This window comes from Streptomyces barringtoniae, from assembly GCF_020819595.1.
Classification (GTDB): Bacteria; Actinomycetota; Actinomycetes; order Streptomycetales; family Streptomycetaceae; genus Streptomyces; species Streptomyces barringtoniae.
Genome location: NZ_JAJHNP010000004.1, coordinates 228,283 through 251,069, shown reverse-complemented (window position 1 = coordinate 251,069; position 22,787 = coordinate 228,283). Strand labels below are relative to the sequence as shown.

The window sequence follows — 22,787 nt, the reverse complement described above, 5'->3', positions numbered from 1 at the left end:
ACATGCGTGCATCCAAGGGCGACCATCTTGTACAGCACGGCAGGGTGGTCGGCCAACACGACCAGGAATCGGAAGTAGTCGAGGTCCTGGGTGCCGAGGGCAGCCCGCCCTACCGCGTACGGTTCAAGGACGGACACGAGGCGATCATGTCCCCCGGACCCGACTGCCAGGTCAAGCACCGCGACGATCAGGCGAATCAGCGGGGTGGCTTCGCCGATCGCCCGTAGTGGTCGGTGATCACGCGTGACATCGCCCCGATCGGATCGGCCGCCACGTCCTTGGCGGCGAAGAACACATGCCCGCGCACCTGCGGGTAGCCGGCGGCGAAGGTGAGGTGCCGGGACAGCTCGACCGGGTCCTGCCAGGCCGAGGGCTGCCCGGCCGCCCCGGCCTTGTACAGGGCCTCGCCGATGTAGAGGCGTGTCTTCGTGCCCTTCGCGACCGCCGCCCACCACTCGACCAGCTTCGCGTAGTCGGCCGCGGCGAAGCCGATGTTCCAGTACAGCTGCGGCACGATGTAGTCGATCCAGTGCTCGCGCACCCATCTGCGGGTGTCCGCGTGCAGGTCGTCGTAGGTCTGCACGCCCGCCCGCGTGTCCGAGCCGAGCGGATCCGCCGAGGCGTTGCGCCACACCCCGAAGGGGCTGATCCCGAACCGGGTGCCGGGCCGGACCCGCTTGATTCCGACGGCCATCTCCCGCACCAGCCTGTTGATGTTGTCCCGCCGCCAGGCGGCCCGGCCGGAGAAGTCGCCGCCGTAGCGGTCGTAGGCGTCGTCGTCTTCGAAGGTCTGCCCCGCGACCGGATACGGGTAGAAGTAGTCGTCGAAGTGGACGGCGTCGACGGGGTACTTGGCGACCGCGTCGAGCATCGCCTGCCGGACGAAGGCGCGGACCTCGGGCAGGCCGGGGTTGTAGTAGAGCTTCCCGCCGTAGGGCACCACCCAGTCGGGGTGCTTGCGGGCCGGGTGCGAGGCGGCGAGCCGGCCGGGGTCGGCGTGGTTCGCGATCCGGTACGGGTTGAACCAGGCGTGCAGTTCCAGGCCCCGGGCGTGGGCCTCCCGCACCGCGGTGCCCAGCGGGTCCCAGCCGGGGTCCTTGCCCTGGGTGCCGGTGAGGTACTCGGACCAGGGCTCGTGCGGTGACGGCCACAGGCTGTCGGCGGTGGGCCGTACCTGGAAGACCACCGTGTTGAGCCGGTCGCGGGCCGCCCGGTCGAGATGGGCGGTCAGCTCCGCCCGCTGCGCGGCGGCCGTGAGCCCGGGCCGGGACGGCCAGTCCCGGTTGGACACGGTCGCGAGCCACACGCCCCGCATCTCGGCGGCCGCGCGGGGCCGGCGACCCGCGGCCGCAGCCACACCCCGCACCGCACCCTGCGCCGTGGCCAGCGTCGACAGCGCCGCCAGTGTGAAGGCCCGCCGTGACAGATGCCCCATGTGCACACCCCCATACGCTCCGGATCCGCTCCCTCACGGATCGTTCCGCGCCACAGAATGCACCCACCCGGCCGATCGATCATCGATACTTGACGGTAACGTGCTCGATCGGAGCAGGCGCCGAAACCCGGAGGTCCTGCCAGCGAGCCGGAGAACCAGCGAAGGGAACGATGTGACGGGCATCCCAACGGGAGACATTGCTCGCGTCGGAGTCGTGGGCTGCGGCCAGATGGGCGCCGGCATCGCCGAGGTGTGCGCCCGCGCAGGACTGGACGTGAAGGTCGCCGAGACCACCGGCGAGGCCCTGGAGATCGGCCGTACCCGGCTGTTCAACTCCCTGGCCAAGGCCGCCGAGCGCGGCAAGATCAGCGAGGAGGAGCTGGACGCCACGCAGGCGCGGCTCACCTTCACCACCGACCTCGGCGAGTTCGCGGACCGCGACCTGGTGATCGAGGCCGTCGTGGAGAGCGAGCCGGTGAAGACGGAGATCTTCCAGGTCCTCGACCAGGTGGTGACCCGCCCGGACGCGATCCTCGCCTCCAACACCTCCTCGATCCCGCTGGTGAAGCTGGCGGTCGCCACCTCCCGCCCGGACCACGTGGTCGGCATCCACTTCTTCAACCCGGCCCCGGTGCAGAAGCTGGTCGAGCTGATCCCGGCGCTCACCACCTCCGAGGGCACCCTCGGCCGCGCCCAGGTCTTCGCCGAGAAGACGCTCGGCAAGCACGCCATCCGCGCCCAGGACCGCTCCGGCTTCGTGGTCAACGCGCTGCTCGTGCCCTATCTGCTCTCCGCGATCCGGATGTTCGAGTCGGGCATCGCGAGCCGCGAGGACATCGACAACGGCATGGAGATGGGCTGCGCCCACCCGATGGGCCCGCTGAAGCTGTCCGACCTGATCGGCCTGGACACCATCGTCTCCATCGCCAACAGCATGTACGCCGAGTACAAGGAGCCGCTGTACGCCGCTCCCCCGCTGCTCCAGCGCATGGTCGAGGCGGGCCGGCTGGGCCGGAAGACCGGGTCGGGCTTCTACACCTACGGCTGATCACACAGAGCTACGCCTTACGGGCCCGGCACCGAACTCGGTGCCGGGCCCATCTGTTTCACACACCGTGTGCGCGCCGGGCACGCATATGCCCCTCGCACACGCTCCCCACGCGCCCACCAGCAGAGTTCACTCTTCATGCCCATGCAACGGATGTGGCGGAACCACATTCGGCTACAGAGAGGAAGGAAACCGTGACCACCGATTCCGATCATTCCGTGGTCCAGGAGGAACTCGCAGAGTTACGTCGCCGTCTCGACGTCGCGTATGCCCGCGTCGAGGGAGGGCTGGCGCTGCTCAGTCACCGCACCAAGGAGACCGCCAAGGAAGTCGACGAGCTGAACTCCCGGATGATCTCCCTGGAACACGCGCGCTGGCCCTTGCCGTCACTCGCCGCGCTCACGGCCCTGGGAGCACTCGTCGTGACGGTCTGGCAGGCGCTGGCCGCCCGTTAGGCGCCGGGCACCGGGCCCGCTAGCCCTCGGCGAGCCTGAGGTGGTGCAGCAGGAGTAACGCGGCCGCCATGTTGGCGGCCGGGACCTCCCCACGGGCGATCAGGTCGGGAACGAGTTTGAGCGGGACCCATTCCCGGCGGTCCGACTCGAAGTCGTCCACGGGATGCCCGATGTACTCGCCCCGGTCGGACCAGTAGATGTGGTGCCGGGCGTCGGTGAGGCCGTTGGACGGCTCCACGCTCATCAGGTGGTGCAGGGGCCCCGGCCGCCAGCCGGTCTCCTCCTCCAGTTCCCGGGCGGCCGCGCTCGCTATGTCCTCGCCGTCCTCGACGACGCCCGCGGCCAGCTCCCAGCCCCAGCTGTCGGTGATGAAGCGGTGCCGCCACAGCAGCAGCACCTCGTTCGCCTCGTTGACCACGGTGGCCACGGCCACCGGCCGCAGCCGGATCAGGAAGTGGTCCAGGTGCCGGCCGTCCGGCAACTCGACATCTGCGAGATTGACGCTGAACCAGCGGTTTGCGTACACAGTTTGCTCGTTCTGTTTCGTCCACTGCACGGTTCTGCCACCTTCCGCCGAGTAAGTGGCAATATCGCAGCAGGAACTGTGCACCTACAGAGGGCCTACAGCGGTACGCGCAGTGCCCCGTCGATGAGTTCGGCGGCTTCGGCAGTGCCGGCCGAGCCACAGCGCGCCAGGTGTTCGCGTACCGCGCGGAGTCTGTCGCGCAGCCGCTGGGACTCCATTCCGCGTGCCTGCTCGGCCATCTGCACGGCGGCGGCGACCGCCTTGTCGGCGTTGCCCTGGCGCAGCTCGATGGTGCTGAGCATGGCGAGCCGGTGCACCCGCCCCCGGTCGTGGGCCGGGTTGTCCACGGCCGCCGCCGCGTGCTCCTGGGCGGCGGCCAGCTCGCCGAGGCTGAGCAGTGCCTCGGCCACCTGCACATTGACCAGGCCCGGCTGGACATAGCCGGTCTCATCGGGCTCGTGGCCGCGCCGGATCCGCTCGGCCGCCGTCTCCGCGCGCCGGATGCAGGACAGGGCTCCCGCGGAGTCGCCGAGGTGGGCGTACGCCTTGGCCTGCATCGCGTACAGGTCGGAGGCGAGCGCCGGGGTGATGTGCTTGCCGGCGGCCCGCAGCGCGGCCTCGGCGAAGGCGACCGCCTGCCGGTACTCCCGCATGAACAGCGACTGGTTGACCAGCAGCGCTATGACGTACGCGCCAAGTCCCCGGTCGCCGCTGGCCTTTGCCAGCCGCAGCGCCTGGTGGAAGTAGCGCTGGGCGAGACCGTGGGCGTCGGAGTCGTACGCGCAGATGCCCGCGATGGCCACCAACCCGCCGGTGGCGCGGTGCAGTTGGCGTCCGGTGGCGTCGGTGTAGCTGCCGCGCAGCAGCGGCGCCGCCTCGGCGTTGAGGAAGCCGACGATCCTGGTGCGGGTCGCGATGCCGCCGGCCTTGCGGTACATCTGCTCGTAGTGCGTCCGCGCGGCGCGCAGCATCTCGATGTCGGCCGCGGTGACCCGGTGCCGGCCGCCGCGGGAGACATCGACGTCCTCGGGCGGGTTCTCCCACTCCCAGACCGGCATCACGGCCGGGGTCCCGGTGACGGCGGGGGCGCCCAGGACGTGCGGCCGCTGCTGTTCGTCGGAGCGCCACAGGGCGGTCGCCCGCTCGACGAAGCCGTTCAGCGGGCCGACGTGCGGGGCGCCGGGCTCGCCGGGCACGCCCAGGCCGATGTCGTCGAGGGTGACGGGACGGTGCAGGCGGGCGGCGAGCACCTCGCAGATCAGGTCGGGGACCTGCCCGCGCGGTCGCTGGCCCTTCAGCCACCGTGCCACGGCGGTGTGTTCGTAACGGAGCGCGAGGCCCCGTCTCCGGCCCGCCTGGTTGACGTGGGCGGCGAGACCGGCGTGCGAGATCCCCGCCTCGTCCAGGATCGCGTCGAGCAGAGTGTTGGGCTGCATGGGATGCCCCCCGGGTGGCCTGGTGCGGTTCAGCGTAGTGCGCCCGCTTTCACACGGGGTGTGAACGGAACACGTGCATCCGCGCTGTACACGCGTTGTCGCTCAGCGTGCCGAACCGGTTGACTTAGGTGCCGGCCAAGCCGCCGGCTCCCCCTCGAAAAGCGGTGGCTTGGCCGGGCCTGCTACGGGGGTGCCGCACCCCCGGGCAGGACGGTTCGCCCCAGGTTCGATCGTTCCGCAGGACCAGTAGTGCTATGTCGTCCGTGGGTTTGCCGGAGGTATGCTGCAGGAGCGCCCTGAAGACGGTGCGCAGGACCGTCTGGGGAGAGACGGGGTGATCGCGTACGACGTCGCTCAGCGTCCCCGGCAGCGAGAAGAACCGGCCCCGGCTGTCCCGCGCGTCCTCCACTCCGTCCGTGAAGAGGACCAGGGACTCACCCGGGACAAGATGACCACAGGACTCGGCCTCCAAATCGGCCGGGAGCGGGAACGGACCCAGTGGCGGAAGCGGGTCGACGCGCGTCAACGCCTCGACCCTCGTGCCGCTGAGCAGATACGGCCACGGGTGACCGCAGTTGAGGGCGCGCAGCCGGCCGTCGCGGTCGATCTCCAGGAGCAGGACGGTGACGAACTCCTCGGCGACCGGGTGGTCGGGGTCCTGGCCGCCGTTCGCGGGGTGTTCGGCCCGGGCGCGTTCGCGCAGGTGCCGGGCGAGGGCGCGGTCCAAACGGCCCAGGACACCGCCGAGTTCGGGCTCGTCGTGGGCGGCCTCGCGGAAACTTCCGAGGACGGCGGCGACCGTGCCCAGCGCGGCCAGACCGTGCCCGCGTACGTCGCCCATCACCACCCGCACCCCGTGCTCGGTGGCGATCGCCTCGTACAGGTCGCCGCCCACGCACGCGCCCCGGTCCGCCGACAACTGGGCGGCGGCGATGTTCAGCCCGTCGAGGCGTGGCGGCAGGGGACGCAGTACGACGCTCTGCGCGGCCCGCGCCACCCGGCGGACCTGCCGCAGCTCCCGCAGCAGCGCCCGGCGGACATGGAAGATCAGCCCGGTACCGACGGCGAAGAAGACGGCGCTGGTGACGATGCGCGCGCCGAGGCCGTTCTGCTGAGCGAGCGGGCAGCCGAACTTGTAGGCGACCGCCGCGGCTCCCCAGACCGTGGGCAGTACGGCCCCCCGCGCGGTGGGCGCCCGTGCCTTGATGCGGATCATGCCTCTGGTCCCCCATGTGGACCCCGAAAGAGCAGACGGACCGACCCCGAAAGGCCGGTCCGATTCTGTCGAGGGCTTGGCCCGGGAAGACCGGATCGCCAGAAGTTCCCACCCGAACGAGTGAGCCCGCGCCGGTCGACCCGCATTTATGCAGCTCGCCGATGGGATGACGGGCTCCGTGGGCCCTCAGCCGACGGCCTTCCCCACGAGTTCGCCGATCCTCGCCTCGTCGGCGGCGGTCAGCTCCTTCAGGGCGTAGGAGGCCGGCCACATGGTGCCTTCGTCGAGGTTCACCCGGTCGCTGAAGCCGAAGGTGGCGTAGCGCGACTTGAACTTCTCCGCGCTCTGGAAGAAGCAGACGACCTTGCCGTCCAGGGCGTACGCGGGCATCCCGTACCAGAGCTTCGGGGCGAGCTCGGGCGCGGCCGCCTTGAGAACGGCGTGCAGCCGTTCGGCCATGACCCGGTCCGAGTCCTGCATCTCGGCGATCCGGGCGAGCACGGCGGCCTCGTCCTCCGCCGCCTTGGCGGCGCGCGACGCGCCGCGCGTGGCCGCCTTGACCTCCTTGGCCCGTTCCTTCATCGCCGCTCGCTCCTCGTCCGTGAATCCCTCGGGCGGGGTGGCGGTGGTCCTGGCGGTGTTCTGCGTGGCTTTCACAGCGGGCTTCCTCCGGTCGCGGGGGTGGTGGGGTCGGGGACGGCGGGTGTCAGCCCCACGCGCCGGCGATCTGGCGGGTGGTGGCGTTGAGCCGGTTGAACAGGTTGGTGACGCCGATCATCAGGGTGATCGCGGCCAGCTGCTTCTCGTCGTAGTAGGTGGCGGCCGTGTCCCAGACCTCGTCGCTCACCGCGTCGGGACGGTCGGCGAGGCGCGTCGCGGCCTCGGCCAGCGCCAGGGCCGCCCGCTCCTCGTCGGTGAAGTACGGGGCCTCCCGCCAGGCCGCGACCGTGGCCAGCCGCTCGTCGCCCACTCCGGCCTTGCGGGCCGTCTTGGCGCCGGCGTCGACACAGGCGCTGCACCCGTTGATCTGGCTGACCCGCAGATGCACCAGCTCCAGCGTCTGCTCGTCCACTCCGCCGGAGTGCACGGCCTTGAAGAGCTGCTGGATGGGCTGCATCGCGTCGGACAGGACGACGGCGGGGTTCTGCATACGGGACTGCATCTCGTTCCGCTCCTCTGCTGGTCCTTCGTGGTCGGTGCCCCTGGCGTCGGGGCGTGACTCCATGACAGCCGCAGCGGGCTGCCCGGGCCACGGCGTTGGGACACCGTGGGACAGCTGAAACGGCCTTGACCAGCGGCGACTTGGGCCGGAAGACTTCCGGCGGCACGGGACACGACGACCGGGGGGTAACAGTGGACGCGCACGCACGGACGGCGAAGGCCGATCCACAGGAGGAGCTGGCGGCCCGGCTGCGCCTGCTGCAGGAGCTGTCCGGGCTCGGCGTACGGGCCCTCGCGCGGGACGCCGGCCTCAGCTCCTCATCGCTCTCGCGCTACCTCAACGGGCAGACCGTGCCGCCCTGGCCCGCGGTGGTCGCCCTCTGCCGCCTCGTCAAACGCGACCCCCGCCCGCTGCGTCCGGTGTGGGAGCGGGCCTCGAACCCCCTGCCCGCGCCCCCGAAGAGCACCCGCCAGGGCCGCCCGCCGGCCCGTAACGACCTGCCGCGCGACGTGCCCGACTTCACCGGGCGCGAGGAGCGGCTCGCGGCCGTGCTGGCCGCCGTCGCGAGCCATCGGGCGGTCTCCGTCGACGGCATGGCGGGCGTCGGCAAGACCTGTCTGGCGGTGCACGCCGCGCACCGGCTCGCCGCCGACTTCCCGGACGCGCAGCTCTATGTCGACCTGCACGGGTTCACCGAGGGCCGGCCGCCGCTGGATCCCGACGCCGCGCTGCGGATGCTGCTCGGCGCGCTCGACGTGCCGTCCGAGAAGGTCCCGCAGGACGGGCTGGAGCAACTCGCCGCCTGCTGGCGCTCGGAGCTGGCCGGCCGGCGGGTCGTCGTGGTCCTCGACAACGCCGCCGACGCCGAGCAGGTGCGCCCGCTGCTGCCCGGTGCCGGGCCCTCCGTGGCCCTGGTCACGAGCCGCAACCGGCTCCTGGGACTGGACGAGGTGCCCCCGGTCTCGCTCGACGTGCTGAGCCCCGAGGAGAGCGCCCGGCTGCTGGCCCGGGCCAGCGGCGAGCCCGACGGGCCCGGGGGCAGGCTGGGCCGCGATCCGGAGTCCGCCGCCGAGGTGCTGCGGCTGTGCGGCCATCTGCCGCTGGCCCTGCGCCTGGCGGGAGCGCGGCTGCGGCACCGGCCGGGCTGGACCGTGGGCGTCCTCGCCGAACGGATGGCGCAGGGCGCGGGCGAGTTCGACGCCGCGTTCAGCACGGCGTTCGCGATGTCGGTACGGCAGCTGAACCGGGCCCAGGCCCGGCTGTTCCGGCAGCTGGGCCTGCTGCCCGGGGAGTCGTTCGACGAGTACGTGGTGGCCTCGCTGGCGGACGTGCCGCTGCACAGCGCCCGGGCGATGCTGGAGGACCTGCTCGACGCACACCTCGTCCAGCAGCCGACGGCGGGCCGCTACCGGCTGCACGACCTGGTGCACCAGCACGCGCGGCGGGCCGCGGCGGAACAGGACTCGCCGGCCGACCGGGAGCGGGCCCTGGGCCGGGTGCTCGACTACTACGTGCACGCGGCGGCCGCCGCCGACGCCGCGATGCCGTTCCTGTCACCCGGCCGGCCGCCCTCCGCCGGACACCGCCCGGCCGAACTTCCGCGGTTCGGGGACAAGAACGCCGCCTTCGCCTGGTTCGTGACGGAGTACGGAAACCTGATGGCGGCCTTCGAGACCGCGGCCGCCGTCGGCGCCGATGTGCACGTGTGCGAGCTGCCGCGCTTCCTGCGGGCCTACTTCGCGCGGCGCTGCGGCACGATACATCTCAACGTCCTCTTCGAGCGGTCGCTGGCCGCGGCCGAGCGCCTGGACGATCCGGTGCAACTGGCCGAGGCCCACAGCGATCTGGGCTACGCACGCTACAACGCGGGCCGGATGGCCGAGGCCGCCGCGGCGTACGAGGCGGCCGGACTGCGGCTGTCCCGGGCGGGGGACGCGCGGGCGGAGGCCGAACTGGCCGTCCGCCGCGGCTACTTGAGCTGGGACGCGGGACAGGCCGAGGAGCCGCTGGAACTCTTCCGGCTGGCCGGGAAGCTGTACGAGCAGGCCGGCTGCCCGGCGGGAGCGGCCCACGCGGCCGCGTCGGAGGCCTGGACGATGCTCCAGCTGGGACACCGCGCGGAGGCGGCCCGGCGGGCCCGGGAGGTGCTGGGCCTGCCGCACACCGATGCCGCGTGGCCGCCCGGTCTGACCGCCCGGATCACGCTCGGCGTGGCCATCGCCCGGGAGGACCCCGAGGAGGCGGCGGAGCAGCTGCGTCAGGCACTGGCGCTGGCCCGCGAGGACGGGCACCTGAACAACCAGGCATGGTGTCTCAACTGCATGGGCGTGGCGCTGCGGCAGATGGGCCGCTACGAGGAGGCGCTGGCCAGCCACCGGGAGGCGTTCGCCCTGCTGGACGAGCTGTTCGAGGAACACTGGAAGATCCATTTCCTCAACGGCTACGCCGAGACCTGCCGCCTCGCCGGTCTCCCTGAAGAGGCGCTGCGGCTGCACCGGGAGGCCCTTGAGCTGGCCAGGAGGCTCGACAACCAGCACGAGGAGGCACTGGCGCAGGAGGGCATACGGGAACTCAGCGCTCCGTAAGGGGCGCTGAGTTCGATGCGCGGCTCCGCCGCGTGTGCGCGGCCGGCCACGGAAGACCCGCAGCCGGCCGCGCACAGCACCCCACCGGCGATCAGCCCCGGAGCACGGCCCCGGTCCGCTCACCGGCAAGGGCAACCGCCGCATCCCGAGCAGCGGACGCCTCATCCACCGTCAGCGTCCGGTCACCGGCCCTGAAGCGGAGCGCGTACGCCAGCGACTTCCTGCCCTCGCCCAGCTGCTCCGCGTTCTCGTACACGTCGAACAGCCGGATGGACTCGAGGAGTTCACCGGCGCCCTCGCGCAGCGCCGCCTCGACCTCCCCGGAGGGGACGGGCCGGTCGACCACGAGGGCGACATCCTGCGTGGCGACCGGGAACGTCGAGATCCGCGGTGCCTGCGGGGCGCCGTCGCCCACCGTCTCCAGGGCGTCCAGGTTGAGCTCCATCGCGCAGGTGCGCTCGGGCAGCCCCAGGGCCTTCAGCACCCGCGGGTGCAGCTCGCCCGCGTGGCCGACGACCTGCTCCGCGCCGTCGGCGACGACCACCAGCTCGGCACAGCGGCCGGGGTGCCAGGGGCCGTACTGGCCCTTGCGGACGATCAGCTCGGCGCCGGCTTCCCGCGCCACCGCGCGTCCGGCCTCCAGCGCGTCGGCCCAGTTCGCCGGACGGCCCTTGCCCCACCAGCCGGCCTGCTCGCGGGCGCCGGTGAGGACGACGGCCACGTGCCGCGGCTGCACGGGCAGCGCGGCGTTCAGCTCGGCGATCTCCGCGTCGGTGGGACGCCGGTCGACCGGCAGGTGCGTGGCGACGCGCTGCTCCTCACGGGGGTGGAACACCAGCCCCGTCTCGAACAGCGCCAGGTCGTGCGAGCCCCGGCCGTCGTTGCGCCGCAGGGCACCGAGCAGGCCCGGCAGCAGCGTCGTACGCAGCGCGGGCTCCTCGTCGCTCAGCGGGTTGACCAGCTTGACGACACGGCGGGCCGGGTCGTCGGCCTCCAGGCCGAGCTGGTCGAAGACCTGCTCGCCGATGAAGGGGTAGTTCGGCGCCTCGACATAGCCCGCACCGGCCAGCGCGCGGCCGACCCGCCGGTGCAGCCGCTGGCGGTGGGTCAGGCCGCGGCCCGAGGGGAGCTTGGGCAGCGTGGAGGGCAGGTTCTCGTAGCCCTCGAGGCGGATGACCTCCTCGGCGAGGTCGTTCGGGTCGACCAGGTCGGGCCGCCAGGACGGGACGGTGACGATCAGCTCGTCCTGCCCGTAGACGTCGCAGCCGACCTCCTGGAGGCGGCGGACGACCGTCTCACGGCCGTAGACGACACCCGCGACCCTGTCCGGGTGGTCGGCCGGGATGGTGATGGTGTGCGGCGCCGAGGGCGCGACGACCTCGGTGACGCCGGCCTCCGCCGTACCGCCCGCGAGCAGCACCAGCAGGTCCACGGTGCGCTGCGCGGCGGCCGCGGCGGCCTGCGGGTCGACGCCGCGCTCGAAGCGCCGGGACGCCTCGGACAGCAGCTTCTGGCGGCGGGACGCCCGGGCGATCGCGACGGCGTCGAAGTGGGCGGCCTCGATGACCACGTCGGTGGTCCCGTTCACGCCGTCCTCGGTGATCTCGTGGTCGGCGATCTCGGTGTTGGCGCCGCCCATCACACCCGCGAGGCCGATGGGGCCGCGGTCGTCGGTGATGACCAGGTCCTCGGCGTGCAGCTTGCGCTCGACGCCGTCGAGGGTGACGAGCTTCTCGCCCTCCTGGGCCCGGCGCACGCCGATCGTGCCCTGGACCAGGGACCGGTCGTAGGCGTGTAGCGGCTGGCCCAGTTCCATCATCACGTAGTTCGTGACGTCGACGGCGAGCGAGATCGGGCGCATGCCGACCTTCTGCAGCCGGCGCTGCAGCCAGATCGGGGAGCGGGCCTCGGGGCGCAGGCCGGTGACGGTGCGGGCGACGAACCGGTCGCAGCCGAACGGGTCGGAGACCTGGACGGGGTAGCCGTAGGCGTTCGGGGCCGGTACGTCGATCAGGGCCGGGTCGCGCAGCGGCAGGCCGTAGGCGATGGCGGCCTCGCGGGCGACACCGCGGATGGACAGGCAGTCGCCGCGGTTGGCGGTGACGGCGATGTCCAGGACCTCGTCGACCAGTTCGAGGAGCTCGACGGCGTCCTTGCCGACCTCGGTCTCCGGCGGCAGCACGATGATGCCGTGGGTGCCGTCGTCGCCCATGTTCAGCTCGTCGGCGGAGCAGATCATGCCGCGGGAGACCCGGCCGTAGGTCTTGCGCTCGGCGATCCGGAAGTCGCCGGGCAGCACGGCGCCGGGCAGGGCCACGACGACCTTGTCGCCGACGGCGAAGTTGCGGGCGCCGCAGATGATCTCCTGCGGCTCGCCGGTGCCGTTGGCCTGGGCGACGTCGACGGTGCAGAAGCGGATCGGCTTCTTGAACTCCGTCAGCTCCTCGATCGTCAGCACCTGGCCGACGACGAGCGGGCCGGTGAGGTCGGCGCCGAGCTGTTCGACGGTCTCGACCTCCAGGCCGGCCGAAATGAGCTTGGCCTGGACGTCGCGGCCGGTCTCGGTGGCCGGCAGGTCGACGTACTCCCGCAGCCAAGAAAGCGGGACCCGCATCAGATCTCCATCCCGAACGGCCGGGTGAACCGGACGTCACCCTCGACCATGTCTCGCATGTCTTCGACGTTGTGGCGGAACATCAGCATCCGCTCGATGCCGAACCCGAAGGCGAAGCCGCTGTACTTCTCCGGGTCGACGCCGCAGGCGGCGAGCACCCGCGGGTTGACCATGCCGCAGCCGCCCAGCTCGATCCAGCCCTCGGACGAGCAGGTGCGGCAGGGCCGGTCGGGGTTGCCGACGGACTCGCCCTTGCAGACGTAGCAGAGCATGTCCATCTCGGCGCTCGGCTCGGTGAAGGGGAAGAAGTTCGGCCGCAGCCGGGTCTTCATGCCCTCCCCGAACAGCGACTGGACCATGTGGTCCAGGGTGCCCTTGAGGTCGGCCATGGTCAGGCCCTCGTCCACGGCGAGCAGCTCGACCTGGCGGAAGACCGGGGTGTGGGTGGCGTCCAGCTCGTCGGTGCGGTAGACGACGCCGGGGCAGATCACGTAGACCGGCAGCTCACGGTCGAGCAGGGAGCGGATCTGCACGGGCGAGGTGTGGGTGCGCAGCACCACTCCGGACTCGGTGCCGCCGTCCGGGCCCTGGACGAAGAAGGTGTCGGCCTCGCCGCGGGCCGGGTGGTCCGGGCCGATGTTCAGGGCGTCGAAGTTGAACCACTCCGCCTCGGCCTGCGGGCCCTCGGCGACCTCGTAGCCCATGGACACGAAGATGTCCTCGATGCGCTCCGAGAGCGTGGTCAGGGGGTGGCGGGCGCCGGCCGGGACGCGGTCGTACGGCAGCGTGACGTCGACGTCCTCCTCGACCAGCACGCGGGCGTCCCGCTCGGCCTCCAGCTCGGCCTGCCGGGCGGCGAGGGCCTTGTTCACGGCGCCGCGGGCCATGCCGACGCGCTTGCCGGCCTCGGCCTTGGCGTGCGGGGGCAGGGCGCCGATCTCGCGGTTGGCGAGGGCCAGCGGGGAGGCGGGGCCGGTGTGGGCGACCTTGGCCTCGTGGAGCGCGTCGAGGGAGTCCGCGGCGGCGAAGGCGGCGAGCGCCCCGTCCCGCATGCGCTCGATCTCTTCCGGTTTCAACGCCTCGACCTCTACAGGGTCGTACGACTTATTCGGTGCCGACATCTCTTCCCGTGCTTCCGATTGGCTGGCGGATGGTCCCCGTCACCGACTCGCGAGGGCCGCGTGAAGGACACAAAGGTGCCAAAGGCCGAGTCTAACGGGGTGGAGGTGGGCGAATGCGCCCGCGGGCTGCTCCGGGTCTCGTCAGGCGAGATACGCCGGTGCGCCCACGGGCAACGTAAATCGGAACTCGGCGCCGCCGCCGGAGGCGCGACCGACCGTGATGGTGCCGCCGTGGGCCTCGACGATGCCCTTGACGATGTACAGCCCGAGGCCGGTGCCGCCGCGCTTGCTGCCCCGCCAGAAGCGGGTGAAGACGCGGTTCATGGACTCCTCCGGGATGCCGGGCCCCTCGTCGCTCACCGTGACCGATGTGCCGGTTTCCTCGCCCTCGCGCGGGGATGCGCAGGGCGTGACGTCCATGGTGACGGTTCCCTCGCCGTGCCGCACGGCATTTTCGATGAGGTTGCTGAGCACCTGGTCGATCTTGTCGGGGTCGGCCCACAGGTCGGGCAGCGGCTGTTCGATGCGCAGCAGGAAGCGGTCGGCGGGCTGGCCGGCGGCGACGTAGGCCTGGATGTGCCGGGACACGGCGGCCCCGATGTCGACGGGCTGCCGGCGCACCTCCAGGCGTCCGCTGTCGATCCTGGAGATGTCCAGCAGCTCGGCGATGAGCCGGGTGACCCGGTCGGCGTCGGCGTCGACGGTCTCCAGCATCAGCCGCTTCTGGTCGTCGGTGAAGCGTTCCCACTTGGCGAGGAGCGTGGCGGTGAAACCCTTCACGGAGGTGAGAGGCGAGCGCAGTTCGTGGGCGACCGTCGCTATCAGCTCGGCGTGACTGCGCTCCGTGCGGCGGCGGGCCTCGGTGTCCCGGAGCGACACGACGACACGCCGCACGGGCCCGAGGGGCACGGCGCGCACATAGCGGGCGGAGACGAGCACTTCCCGCACCCCGGGCAGCAGCAGGTTGCGCTCCGGCTGCCGGGTCCGGATCGCGAGCCCTCCGTAGGGGTCGGTGAGCTGCCACCAGCGGCGGCCCTCCAGGTCCTCCAGCGGCAGCGCCTTCTCCAGAGGCCGGCCGAGGGCGTCGGCGGCGCGTACCGCGGTGATCCGCGCCGCGGCGGCGTTGAAGCAGACGACGCGGCCGTGCTCGTCGGCGACGACGAGGCCGTCGGGCAGCTGGTCGGGGTCGAGGCCGCAGCCGTGGTCACCCTGCCGGGGCACGGCTGTACGCCGCGCGTCCCGCCCCTGCGGCGCGGTGCTCGTGCCGGCCACGCTCATCCCCGTACCCCACCTCTCAGACCGCGCAGGGCCCCGAGCTGGTCACCCTACTAGCTCTGGGTGACGGAGCGGCACCCTCCGGAGGCGCGCTGTGCACGGGCCGACGCGTAGAGACATACGGCGGCGGCGGTGGCGAGGTTCAGGCTCTCGGCCCTTCCGTGAATGGGCACGCGCACGACGGCGTCGGCGAGCGCGCGGGTCTCCTCCGGCAACCCCCAGGCCTCGTTGCCGAACACCCACGCGGTCGGCCCGCCCATGCTGCCCTTGTCGAGCTCGTCGTCGAGGTCGCGGTCTCCCGCCCCGTCGGCCGCAAGGATGCGCACACCGGCGTCCTTCAGGCCCGCCACGGCCCGCTCGACGGTCACCCCCACGGCGACCGGCAGATGGAAGTGGGAGCCCACGGAGGCCCGTACGGCCTTGGGGTTGTACAGGTCCACGGAGGCGTCGGTGAGGATGACCGCCTCGGCGCCGGCGGCGTCGGCGCAGCGCAGCACGGTGCCGGCGTTCCCGGGATCGCGCACATGGGCGAGCACGGCGACGAGCCTCGGCCGGGCGGCGAGGATCTCCTCGAAGGGCGTGTCCAGGAACCGGCACACCCCGACGAGCCCCTGCGGGGTGACGGTGGTGGAGATGTCGGCGATGACGTCCTCGGACGCGAGATGCACCCGGGCGCCCGCGTCCCGCGCGGCCCCGATGATGTCGGCGTACCGCTCCGCGGCCTCGACGGTGGCGAACAGCTCGACGAGGGTGGGCGTGCCGTCGGCCCGGTGCCCGGCCGCTTCCCTGACGGCCTGCGGCCCCTCCGCGAGAAACAGCCGGTCCTTGCCCCGGAAGTTCCGCTTGGCGAGCCGACGCGCTGCACTGACACGGGCGGACCGCGGGGAGATGAGCTCGGGAGAGACGGGGGGCATCCTTGTTACCTTCGGAAACTTGTGGCGCCCCAGAGGGGCGCGGGGCCGTATCGACATGCGGCTCCGCCGCGTGGGCGCGACCAGCCCCCACCGGCCCGCGGCCGAATGACGGCCGAGGGACCCCAACAACAGGACCCGCAAGCCGTAAAAGCCTGCGGGTCCAGTGAGCGTCGGCTCACAGCCGGCGCAGCGTCACGCGGCCTTGGGCGCGTTGACGTCCGACGGCAGCGCCTTCTGCGCGACCTCGACGAGAGCGGCGAAGGCGCCCGCGTCGTTCACGGCCAGCTCGGCCAGGATCTTGCGGTCGACCTCGACGTTCGCGGCCTTCAGACCCTGGATGAAGCGGTTGTAGGTGATGCCGTTGGCGCGGGCAGCGGCGTTGATGCGCTGGATCCACAGCTGACGGAAGTCGCCCTTGCGCTTCTTGCGGTCGTTGTAGTTGTAGACCAGCGAGTGGGTGACCTGCTCCTTGGCCTTGCGGTAGAGGCGCGAACGCTGACCGCGGTAGCCGGAGGCCTGCTCGAGGATCGCCCGGCGCTTCTTGTGGGCGTTGACTGCCCGCTTGACGCGTGCCACTTGTTAACTCCTTGTAGCGGGGCCGTGGGGGTACTCACACGGCCCGGAAACGATTCGGTCCCGGTCCAGACGTACGGCGCTCAGACGGCGCCGCAGGTCACTTGCCGAGAAGCTTCTTGATCTTCGCGGCGTCGCCCGGGGCCATCTCGGCGTTGCCGGTGAGGCGACGCGTGACGCGGGACGACTTGTGCTCGAGCAGGTGGCGCTTGCCGGCGCGCTCGCGGAGCACCTTGCCGGAGCCGGTGATCTTGAAGCGCTTGCTGGCACCGCTGTGCGACTTGTTCTTCGGCATAGCGCCGTTATCTCCTCGTCGGTGGCGCTCCGGTGCCCGGTTGCGAAAACCGGGCACGGTGGAGCGTCGCTCTCTTCTGTCGGTTACATCCTCGGGGACGTACGGAACCGCACACCCCCCGGGATCACGCCTCGGCGGGCTCCTCGGCGGACGCCTCAGCCTCGGCAGGGTTCTGCGACTTGCCGGGGTTCGCCTTCGCTTCGGCCTTGCGGGCCTCCTGCGCCTGGCGGGCCTCGGCCATGGCCTCGGTCTTCTTCTTGTGCGGACCGAGGACCATGATCATGTTGCGGCCGTCCTGCTTCGGGTTCGACTCGACGAAACCGAGGTCCTGGACGTCCTCCGCGAGGCGCTGCAGCAGTCGGTAGCCCAGCTCGGGACGGGACTGCTCGCGACCACGGAACATGATCGTGATCTTGACCTTGTCGCCCTGCTTGAGGAACCGGACGACGTGACCCTTCTTGGTGTCATAGTCGTGCGGGTCGATCTTCGGCCGGAGCTTCATCTCCTTGATGACCGTGTGCGCCTGGTTCTTGCGCGCCTCACGGGCCTTCATGGCCGACTCGTACTTGAACTTCCCGTAGTCCATGAGCTTGCACACGGGCGGACGGGCGTTCGCCGCGACCTCGACCAGGTCCAGGTCGTACTCCTGCGCAAGCTCCAGTGCCTTCGCAAGCGGCACGATGCCGACCTGCTCGCCACTGGGACCGACAAGTCGCACCTCGGGAACGCGAATCCGGTCGTTGATGCGGGGCTCGGCGCTGATGGATCCTCCTCGGTAGCACCACACGGTTGTCTGGCGGACAGCCGCGTATGTCTTTTCGTTAGACCTAACCGCGCCGAAGCAGAAAAAATGCCCCGGACGATCACAGGCGGGGCTCCAATGAATACCGGAGCACCGCCGCGGTGACCGCGGGGCGCAGTTCGGGCGGCTCCATCGTCCGTACGGAACGATGGCGGCCGCCTGACCGGGTGACCCGCCGTCCCGAAGGACGGTCAGGTGGGAGATCGGAGCCTCCACTTGTGGGCTGGGCAGGATGCTGTCCAGCCGGTCGTTACACAAGGTTAGCAGCACGGGCCGGGAAGGGCGAATCGGAACCCGTCATCGCGAAGGCGCGACGCGGCCACCTATCGTGTGGGGCATGAGTGAGACCCCTCCTGAGAACCCCGACTTCGACGCGATGACCCGGGACATCGCCGAGGTCCCCGCCGTCGAGGTGATCGTGACGGTCGCCGTCAACCTGATGAGCGCCGCCGCCGTGAAGCTCGGGCTGAGCGAGGAGGGCGAGAAGTACAAGGACCTGGACGAGGCCCGCAAGCTGATCACCGCACTCGCCGGCCTGCTGGACGCGAGCACGACCGAGATCAGCTCCTTCCACGCGGCGCCGCTGCGCGACGGCCTGAAGTCGCTGCAGCTGGCCTTCCGCGAGGCCTCGATCGTCCCGGACGAGCCGGGCCAGGGGCCGGGCGAGAAGTACACCGGCCCGGTCTACGGCTAGCTATTCCTTCACATAGAGGGGCTCGCCCGGAGGCGTGGTCCCGGCCGGCAGCAGTGCCAGGTCGAGGCCGTGCACCAGGCGGGCCCTCAGTGTTTCGTCGGCGGCGAGCCGCTCGGCCACCGCACGGGCGGCCTCGGCGGGCGGGGCTGCCGGGTCGAGGACCAGGGCGAGGGTGCCGTCGGCCCGGCCGGGGCCGAGATGGGCGCGCAGTACGGCGGGCTCCGCCGCCACGGCCGTACGGACGGCCCCGAGCACGGCCGGGTCGGCGAGCGGGTCGGTGCTGGTGCGGCCCTCGGCGAGGGCGAGCAGCGCCGGGCCGGTCAGCTCGAAGGGGACGGGTCCGGCGAGGTCCAGCACGACCGTGTCGGCCTTCTCGTGGGCGGCCGCCTGCAACGCCTGGTGCAGGGGTACGGCGACCGGGCGGGCCGCCGGGTCCCAGCGGGCGAGCGACTCGGTGGAGGTGAAGGCGGGCAGGGCGGTGCGCTGTCCGGCCTTCAGGGTGGGTACGGCCATGTCGCTGGTCTTCTCGCGGCGCAGCCCGTTCTCGTCCTCCTCGACCTCGCCGAGCACGGCGACGACCGGGACCAGCAGGCGGGCGCCCCGCAGCGCCTCGAGGACGGCCCCGAGGGCGCCGCGGTCCTCGGCCCAGGCGGCGAGCGCGGCGCTCAGCCGGGGGTCGGCGGAGCCGTCGTCGTCGGAGAAGCCGGGGTCGGGAATGTTCTTGTTCGCCACGGTCACCGACCCTATAGGCACCTCGCCGGCCCGCTGCACGGGAGCCTTCACGGGAATCTCAGCGTTCCCTGAACCCCGTCTCATGTGCGTCCAACGCGGCGCACAGTCCCCGCCCCGAGCATCACGGCCATGGAGTCCCCCGGAGCCCGCCGCGGCCGTCGTGCGCGCCCGTCCCGGTGCCGTCCCCTTCTGTACACCGCTCTCGCCGTGGTCGCCGTGAGCGGAGTGACGGCCGGCGGCACGGCCTATGTGAAGGCGCGGGCGCGCCCGGGTACGGAGGCCGTATCGTCGGCGGCGACGCCCTCGGCCTCCTCCTCGGCCGGGGCGGGCGAGGAGGCCTTGGTGGAACCGGTGACGAAGCCGGCGGTGGACCGGACAGCGCTGCTGGGCAAGGCGATGACGGCGGTGAGCGTGCCGTCGGGTGCGCAGGTGTCCATAGCGGTGCTGGCGGTGGGCTCCGGGGAGAGCGCGGTGTACGGGGACGCGGCCTTCGACACGGCGAGCATCGTGAAGGTCGACATCCTGGCCACGCTGCTGCTCCAGGCGCAGGACGCGGGCCGGCCGCTGACGGCGGCCGAGAAGGCGTACGCCACGAAGATGATCGAGAACAGCGACAACGCCTCGGCGACGGCGCTGTGGCACACGATCGGGCGGGCGGACGGTCTGGACGCGGCGAACAAGCGCTTCGGGCTCACCGCGACCTCCGGTGGCGAGGGTGAGCTGTGGGGGCTGACACAGACCACGGCCGCGGACCAACTCGTCCTGCTCCAGCAGGTGTTCGGGGAGGACTCCCGGCTGAGCGCGGCCTCCCGGACGTATGTGCAGGGGTTGATGAAGTCGGTTGAGGCAGACCAGCGGTGGGGGGTGTCGGCCGCCGCGGAGGGCAACTCCTGGGCGCTGAAGAACGGTTGGCTGGCGCGCAGTACGACCGGGCTGTGGGACGTGAACAGCATCGGGCGGATCACGGTGGACGGCACCGGCTGTCTGGTGGCGGTGCTGTCGAAGGGCACGCGGACACAGGCGGAGGGCATCGCGCTGGTGGAGGCGGCAGCGAGGGCGGCGGTTTCGGCGTTCGCCGGTGGATGACATGGCGCCCGGTGCCGGGTGGTCCGGGCTTCGCCGGTGAATGACGCGCTGCCCGGCATCAAGTGATCCAGGCTTCGCCAGTGAATGACGCGCTGCCCGCCGTCGAGTGATCCAGGCTTCACCGGTGAATGACGCGGCGCCCGGCATCGAGTGATCCGGGCTTCGCCGGTGAATGACGCGGCGCCCGCCGTCGAGTGATCCGGGCTTCAAGGCTCTCCGGCCGGCGTGGGCCCTGTCCCGGACGCTCTCAGACCCTCCGCCTGCGGCCCCGCCACAGCACCACGCCCGCCACCAGCAGGACCCCGCCGGTACCGCCGGCGAGGGGGCCCGCCCAGTCGGCGGTCGAGTACGTGGCCCTGGGGGCGTCGGGACCTTCGCCGAAGTACTTCTTGCCGTACGACGCCGCGCGCAGGCTCTGCGGCCTGAGCCGTTCGGCCGCCCGCAGGGCCGCCGCGGGGTCGATCATGCCGAAGCCACGGGAATCGTCCCGGCCGCCGACCGGCGCGTCCCGGGCGGTGTCCTCCAGGAGCTTCTTGATCTGGGCCGGGCCGAGCTCGGGATGGGCGGCCTTGACCAGGGCCGCGGCTCCGGACACGAAGGCGGAGGCCGCCGAGGTGCCCCAGCCCTCGTAGTACTTGTGGTCGGGGTCGGCGATGACCACGTCGACGCCGGGCGCGCTGACCGCGGCGTACCAGCGGCGGGTCGAGAAGGAGGCGCGGGTGCCGTAGCGGTCGACGGCGGTCGCGGCGATGACACCGGGGTAGGCAGCCGGGTAGGAGACGTGGTCGCCCTTGTCCCCGCCGTTGCCCGCTGAAGCGACGACCACCACGCCCTTCTTCAGGGCGTACTGCACGGCCTCGTCCTCGCTGGGCTCGGGGTGCGCGGAGTTCGAGTCGTCGCCGAGGGAGAGGTTGATGACGTCGGCGCCGTGGTCTGCGGCCCAGCGGATGCCGTCGGCGAGGGCGTTGCCTCGGCTGGTACGGGCCTTGGCGCGGGCGGGGTCGCCGTCCTCCAGGATCACACGCACGGGGAGGATCCTGGCCTCGGGGGCGACGCCCATCACACCGGCGCTGTCGCCGGGGCCGTGGCCGTGTCCGGCGATGATGCCGGCCATGGCGGTGCCGTGCCGGGCCCAGTCGCGGTCGCCCTGCCCGGCGCCGAAGCCGATCATGTCCTTGGCGGGCAGGACGTTGCCGACGAGGTCCGGATGGTCGGCCTCGACGCCGGTGTCCAGGACGGCGACGGTGACGCCCCGGCCCTTGGTGGTCCGCCAGGCCTCGTCCAGGTGCAGGGCGTCGAGGCCCCACTGCTGGGCGCGTATGCCGTCGGCGTGGGCCGTGGCGGCCGGCGCCAGGGCGAGGGTGCCGGCGAGCAGCAGGCTCAGCGCCGCGCCGACGGGTTCCACACGGTGGCGGCCGCGTATCGACTGCCTCGATCGCCTCGTGCTCGATCGCCTCATGAAGGTTTCTCCGTGGCCGTGCCGATACTCCGGCGCAGGCGCCGTTCGATGCGGTCGGCCAGGCCCTGGGCCTCGTTGCCGAGCCCGGCCTGGGCCGGTGCGGTGGTGGCGCCGGCGCTGACGGCGTCGGCGGCGGGCTGGGGCACATCGACGCCGCGGCCGTCGGCCCAGCCGGAGACGGAGTAGGCGACGACGGGGGCGTCGGTGAGGACGGAGACGGCCCAGGAGGCCCGCTGCCTGTCGCCGAAGCCGGCCGCGACGGTGCCCTTGGCCGCGTACGGCCGGGGCATCAGATCGGCGCGCCGGTCAAGGCGCTCGGTGCGGAAGCGGTGGGCGAGCGCGGCCATGGCGGCCGGGTCTGCCTTGGTGAACAGCAGCCCGACGGTGGTGACGTAGCTCTGGGTGGCGTCGGTGTAGGTGGCGCGCAGCAGCCGCTGGCAGCCGACCGGGGCGAGCACCTTGGCCAGCAGCGGGTCGAAGGCGTGCGCGCAGCCGGTGTCCGGGGCCACGGCGATCCTGGTCCAGGTGCGGTCGGCGCCGCCGGGGCCGGCGCCCGTGCCCTGGACGGTGGCCGGGAACAGCTGGTCGACGGGCACGTTGTGCCAGAGCGAACCGGCGGTGGTGAAGTGGTCGCCGACGGCGTCGTCCCCGCCGTCGTCGGTGAGCCAACTGCCGGTCACGGCACCGCCGACGAGACCGAGCCCGAGCACGAGACAGGCGGCAGCGGCAGCGGTGCGGGGCCCCACCCGGTACCAGGTCCGCCCACCGAGTGCCTCGGGCTCCCCTGCCCCCGTCACGAGCCGCGCGGCGGCCGTGGCGCTCCAGGACAGCGCGGGGTCCGGCGCGGCGGTGCCGGCCGGCGGCGGGCCGACGGGATGCGCCGGCGCCATGGGGCTCCAGGCGGACACCGTCGAAGGGGACGCGGAGGCGGTACGGCGCTCTCCGCCCGCCCCGACAGACGGCCGACCGGGCGCGGCAGCGGGACGCGGTGCCTTCGGCACGTCGGTGACCGGACGAAGCCGCGCCGTGGTCTCCGAAGCGGTGACCGGCCGGGCGGGCGTTGTCGCACCGGGCGCGGTGACCGGCCGGCTCGGGACCGTCGAATCGGGCGCGGTGACCGGGCGGGGCGGGACCGTCGTCTCCGACGCGGTGACCGGGCGGAGCCGGGCCGTCGTCTCCGAGGGGGTCTCCACCGGGGCTCCGGGCTTGCGGTACTCCCGTCCGGGACGGTGCTCCTCACGACCCGTGCGCGGCGGTGCGTCGGGGAACCGGGCCGAGGCCGGCGGCGGAGGCGGGCTCACGGGTGCACCGGCGGCGGGTACGGCAGTGTGCGGCGCGCCGGGCCGAGCACCCTGCTCG

The 22,787-nt window shown here is 72.2% G+C and carries 22 protein-coding genes; 6 read left to right on the top strand and 16 right to left on the bottom strand.

All coding sequences use genetic code 11. From position 1 onward, the window contains the following. The first annotated feature begins 2 nt into the window (after nucleotides 1-2). The gene (locus LMU33_RS08265; protein WP_228618743.1) at nucleotides 3-227 is read left to right on the top strand and encodes a DUF1918 domain-containing protein; all 225 of its coding nucleotides are present in this window, start codon (nucleotides 3-5) and stop codon (nucleotides 225-227) included. Here LMU33_RS08265 and LMU33_RS08260 read toward each other — a convergent pair. Beyond that, nucleotides 197-1,435, bottom strand: a complete 1,239-nt coding sequence (locus LMU33_RS08260) for a glycoside hydrolase family 10-like protein (protein WP_228618741.1) — start codon at nucleotides 1,433-1,435, stop codon at nucleotides 197-199. The genes LMU33_RS08265 and LMU33_RS08260 overlap by 31 nt on opposite strands. Nucleotides 1,436-1,607: 172 nt before the next feature. On the opposite strand from LMU33_RS08260, the gene LMU33_RS08255 reads away from it, so the two are divergent. Together LMU33_RS08255 and LMU33_RS08250 are read left to right on the top strand one after the other, a co-directional pair. Beyond that, nucleotides 1,608-2,483 carry a 3-hydroxybutyryl-CoA dehydrogenase gene (locus LMU33_RS08255; protein WP_228618740.1) on the top strand — a complete coding sequence of 292 codons (876 nt, stop codon included), beginning with the start codon at nucleotides 1,608-1,610 and terminating at the stop codon, nucleotides 2,481-2,483. 194 nt (nucleotides 2,484-2,677) lie between these two features. After that, the gene (locus LMU33_RS08250) at nucleotides 2,678-2,938 is read left to right on the top strand and encodes a hypothetical protein (protein WP_228618738.1); all 261 of its coding nucleotides are present in this window, start codon (nucleotides 2,678-2,680) and stop codon (nucleotides 2,936-2,938) included. Nucleotides 2,939-2,957: 19 nt separating this feature from the next. Here the strand turns inward: LMU33_RS08250 and LMU33_RS08245 are convergent, their stop codons facing one another. From LMU33_RS08245 to LMU33_RS08225, 5 genes are all read right to left on the bottom strand, one after another. Then, nucleotides 2,958-3,494, bottom strand: coding sequence for an NUDIX hydrolase (locus tag LMU33_RS08245; RefSeq protein ID WP_228618736.1), 537 nt, complete (start codon nucleotides 3,492-3,494; stop codon nucleotides 2,958-2,960). Nucleotides 3,495-3,559: 65 nt separating this feature from the next. After that, a complete protein-coding gene (locus tag LMU33_RS08240) occupies nucleotides 3,560-4,900 on the bottom strand; it encodes an NsdA family TPR-like regulatory protein (RefSeq protein WP_228618734.1) in 1,341 nt (446 codons plus the stop codon). A 124-nt stretch (nucleotides 4,901-5,024) separates the two neighbouring features. Beyond that, nucleotides 5,025-6,116 carry a PP2C family protein-serine/threonine phosphatase gene (locus tag LMU33_RS08235; protein ID WP_228618732.1) on the bottom strand — a complete coding sequence of 364 codons (1,092 nt, stop codon included), beginning with the start codon at nucleotides 6,114-6,116 and terminating at the stop codon, nucleotides 5,025-5,027. 186 nt (nucleotides 6,117-6,302) lie between these two features. Beyond that, nucleotides 6,303-6,698 carry an iron chaperone gene (locus LMU33_RS08230; protein ID WP_228619080.1) on the bottom strand — a complete coding sequence of 132 codons (396 nt, stop codon included), beginning with the start codon at nucleotides 6,696-6,698 and terminating at the stop codon, nucleotides 6,303-6,305. A gap of 124 nt (nucleotides 6,699-6,822) precedes the next feature. After that, complete coding sequence (locus LMU33_RS08225; protein ID WP_228618731.1) at nucleotides 6,823-7,278, bottom strand: carboxymuconolactone decarboxylase family protein; 456 nt, start codon at nucleotides 7,276-7,278, stop codon at nucleotides 6,823-6,825. A 191-nt stretch (nucleotides 7,279-7,469) separates the two neighbouring features. Here LMU33_RS08225 and LMU33_RS08220 point away from each other — a divergent pair, with 191 nt between their 5' ends. Continuing rightward, nucleotides 7,470-9,863 carry an ATP-binding protein gene (locus tag LMU33_RS08220; RefSeq protein WP_228618729.1) on the top strand — a complete coding sequence of 798 codons (2,394 nt, stop codon included), beginning with the start codon at nucleotides 7,470-7,472 and terminating at the stop codon, nucleotides 9,861-9,863. 91 nt (nucleotides 9,864-9,954) lie between these two features. Here the strand turns inward: LMU33_RS08220 and pheT are convergent, their stop codons facing one another. The 7 genes from pheT to infC all read right to left on the bottom strand — a co-directional run bounded on the left by pheT (nucleotide 9,955) and on the right by infC (nucleotide 17,442). Then, nucleotides 9,955-12,477, bottom strand: coding sequence for a phenylalanine--tRNA ligase subunit beta (gene pheT / locus LMU33_RS08215; RefSeq protein WP_228618727.1), 2,523 nt, complete (start codon nucleotides 12,475-12,477; stop codon nucleotides 9,955-9,957). Next, nucleotides 12,477-13,598, bottom strand: coding sequence for a phenylalanine--tRNA ligase subunit alpha (gene pheS / locus LMU33_RS08210; protein WP_228618725.1), 1,122 nt, complete (start codon nucleotides 13,596-13,598; stop codon nucleotides 12,477-12,479). The genes pheT and pheS overlap by 1 nt, the downstream gene beginning before the upstream one ends. A gap of 141 nt (nucleotides 13,599-13,739) precedes the next feature. After that, nucleotides 13,740-14,876, bottom strand: a complete 1,137-nt coding sequence (locus LMU33_RS08205; protein ID WP_228618723.1) for a sensor histidine kinase — start codon at nucleotides 14,874-14,876, stop codon at nucleotides 13,740-13,742. A 50-nt stretch (nucleotides 14,877-14,926) separates the two neighbouring features. Continuing rightward, on the bottom strand, nucleotides 14,927-15,787 hold the full coding sequence (locus LMU33_RS08200) for a TrmH family RNA methyltransferase (RefSeq protein WP_228618722.1): 861 nt from the start codon (nucleotides 15,785-15,787) through the stop codon (nucleotides 14,927-14,929). 192 nt (nucleotides 15,788-15,979) lie between these two features. Next, nucleotides 15,980-16,363, bottom strand: coding sequence for a 50S ribosomal protein L20 (gene rplT / locus LMU33_RS08195; RefSeq protein WP_004002577.1), 384 nt, complete (start codon nucleotides 16,361-16,363; stop codon nucleotides 15,980-15,982). A gap of 97 nt (nucleotides 16,364-16,460) precedes the next feature. Then, entirely contained in the window at nucleotides 16,461-16,655 is a 195-nt protein-coding gene (gene rpmI, locus LMU33_RS08190) for a 50S ribosomal protein L35 (RefSeq protein ID WP_003977225.1), read from the bottom strand. Between the two features lie 124 nt (nucleotides 16,656-16,779). Beyond that, nucleotides 16,780-17,442 (bottom strand): translation initiation factor IF-3, encoded by a 663-nt coding sequence (gene infC / locus LMU33_RS08185; protein WP_228618720.1) that lies wholly within the window; start codon nucleotides 17,440-17,442, stop codon nucleotides 16,780-16,782. A gap of 352 nt (nucleotides 17,443-17,794) precedes the next feature. Here infC and LMU33_RS08180 point away from each other — a divergent pair, with 352 nt between their 5' ends. After that, entirely contained in the window at nucleotides 17,795-18,151 is a 357-nt protein-coding gene (locus LMU33_RS08180) for a DUF1844 domain-containing protein (RefSeq protein WP_228618719.1), read from the top strand. Here the strand turns inward: LMU33_RS08180 and LMU33_RS08175 are convergent, their stop codons facing one another. Continuing rightward, nucleotides 18,152-18,883 (bottom strand): SseB family protein, encoded by a 732-nt coding sequence (locus tag LMU33_RS08175; RefSeq protein WP_228619078.1) that lies wholly within the window; start codon nucleotides 18,881-18,883, stop codon nucleotides 18,152-18,154. A gap of 129 nt (nucleotides 18,884-19,012) precedes the next feature. Here LMU33_RS08175 and LMU33_RS08170 point away from each other — a divergent pair, with 129 nt between their 5' ends. Beyond that, nucleotides 19,013-19,969, top strand: coding sequence for a serine hydrolase (locus LMU33_RS08170; RefSeq protein ID WP_228618717.1), 957 nt, complete (start codon nucleotides 19,013-19,015; stop codon nucleotides 19,967-19,969). Between the two features lie 247 nt (nucleotides 19,970-20,216). On the opposite strand, the gene mycP is transcribed toward LMU33_RS08170, so the two are convergent. Together mycP and LMU33_RS08160 are read right to left on the bottom strand one after the other, a co-directional pair. Further along, nucleotides 20,217-21,428, bottom strand: coding sequence for a type VII secretion-associated serine protease mycosin (gene mycP, locus LMU33_RS08165; RefSeq protein WP_372477901.1), 1,212 nt, complete (start codon nucleotides 21,426-21,428; stop codon nucleotides 20,217-20,219). Beyond that, entirely contained in the window at nucleotides 21,425-22,336 is a 912-nt protein-coding gene (locus LMU33_RS08160) for a hypothetical protein (RefSeq protein WP_228618714.1), read from the bottom strand. The genes mycP and LMU33_RS08160 overlap by 4 nt, the downstream gene beginning before the upstream one ends. Nucleotides 22,337-22,787: the final 451 nt, after the last annotated feature.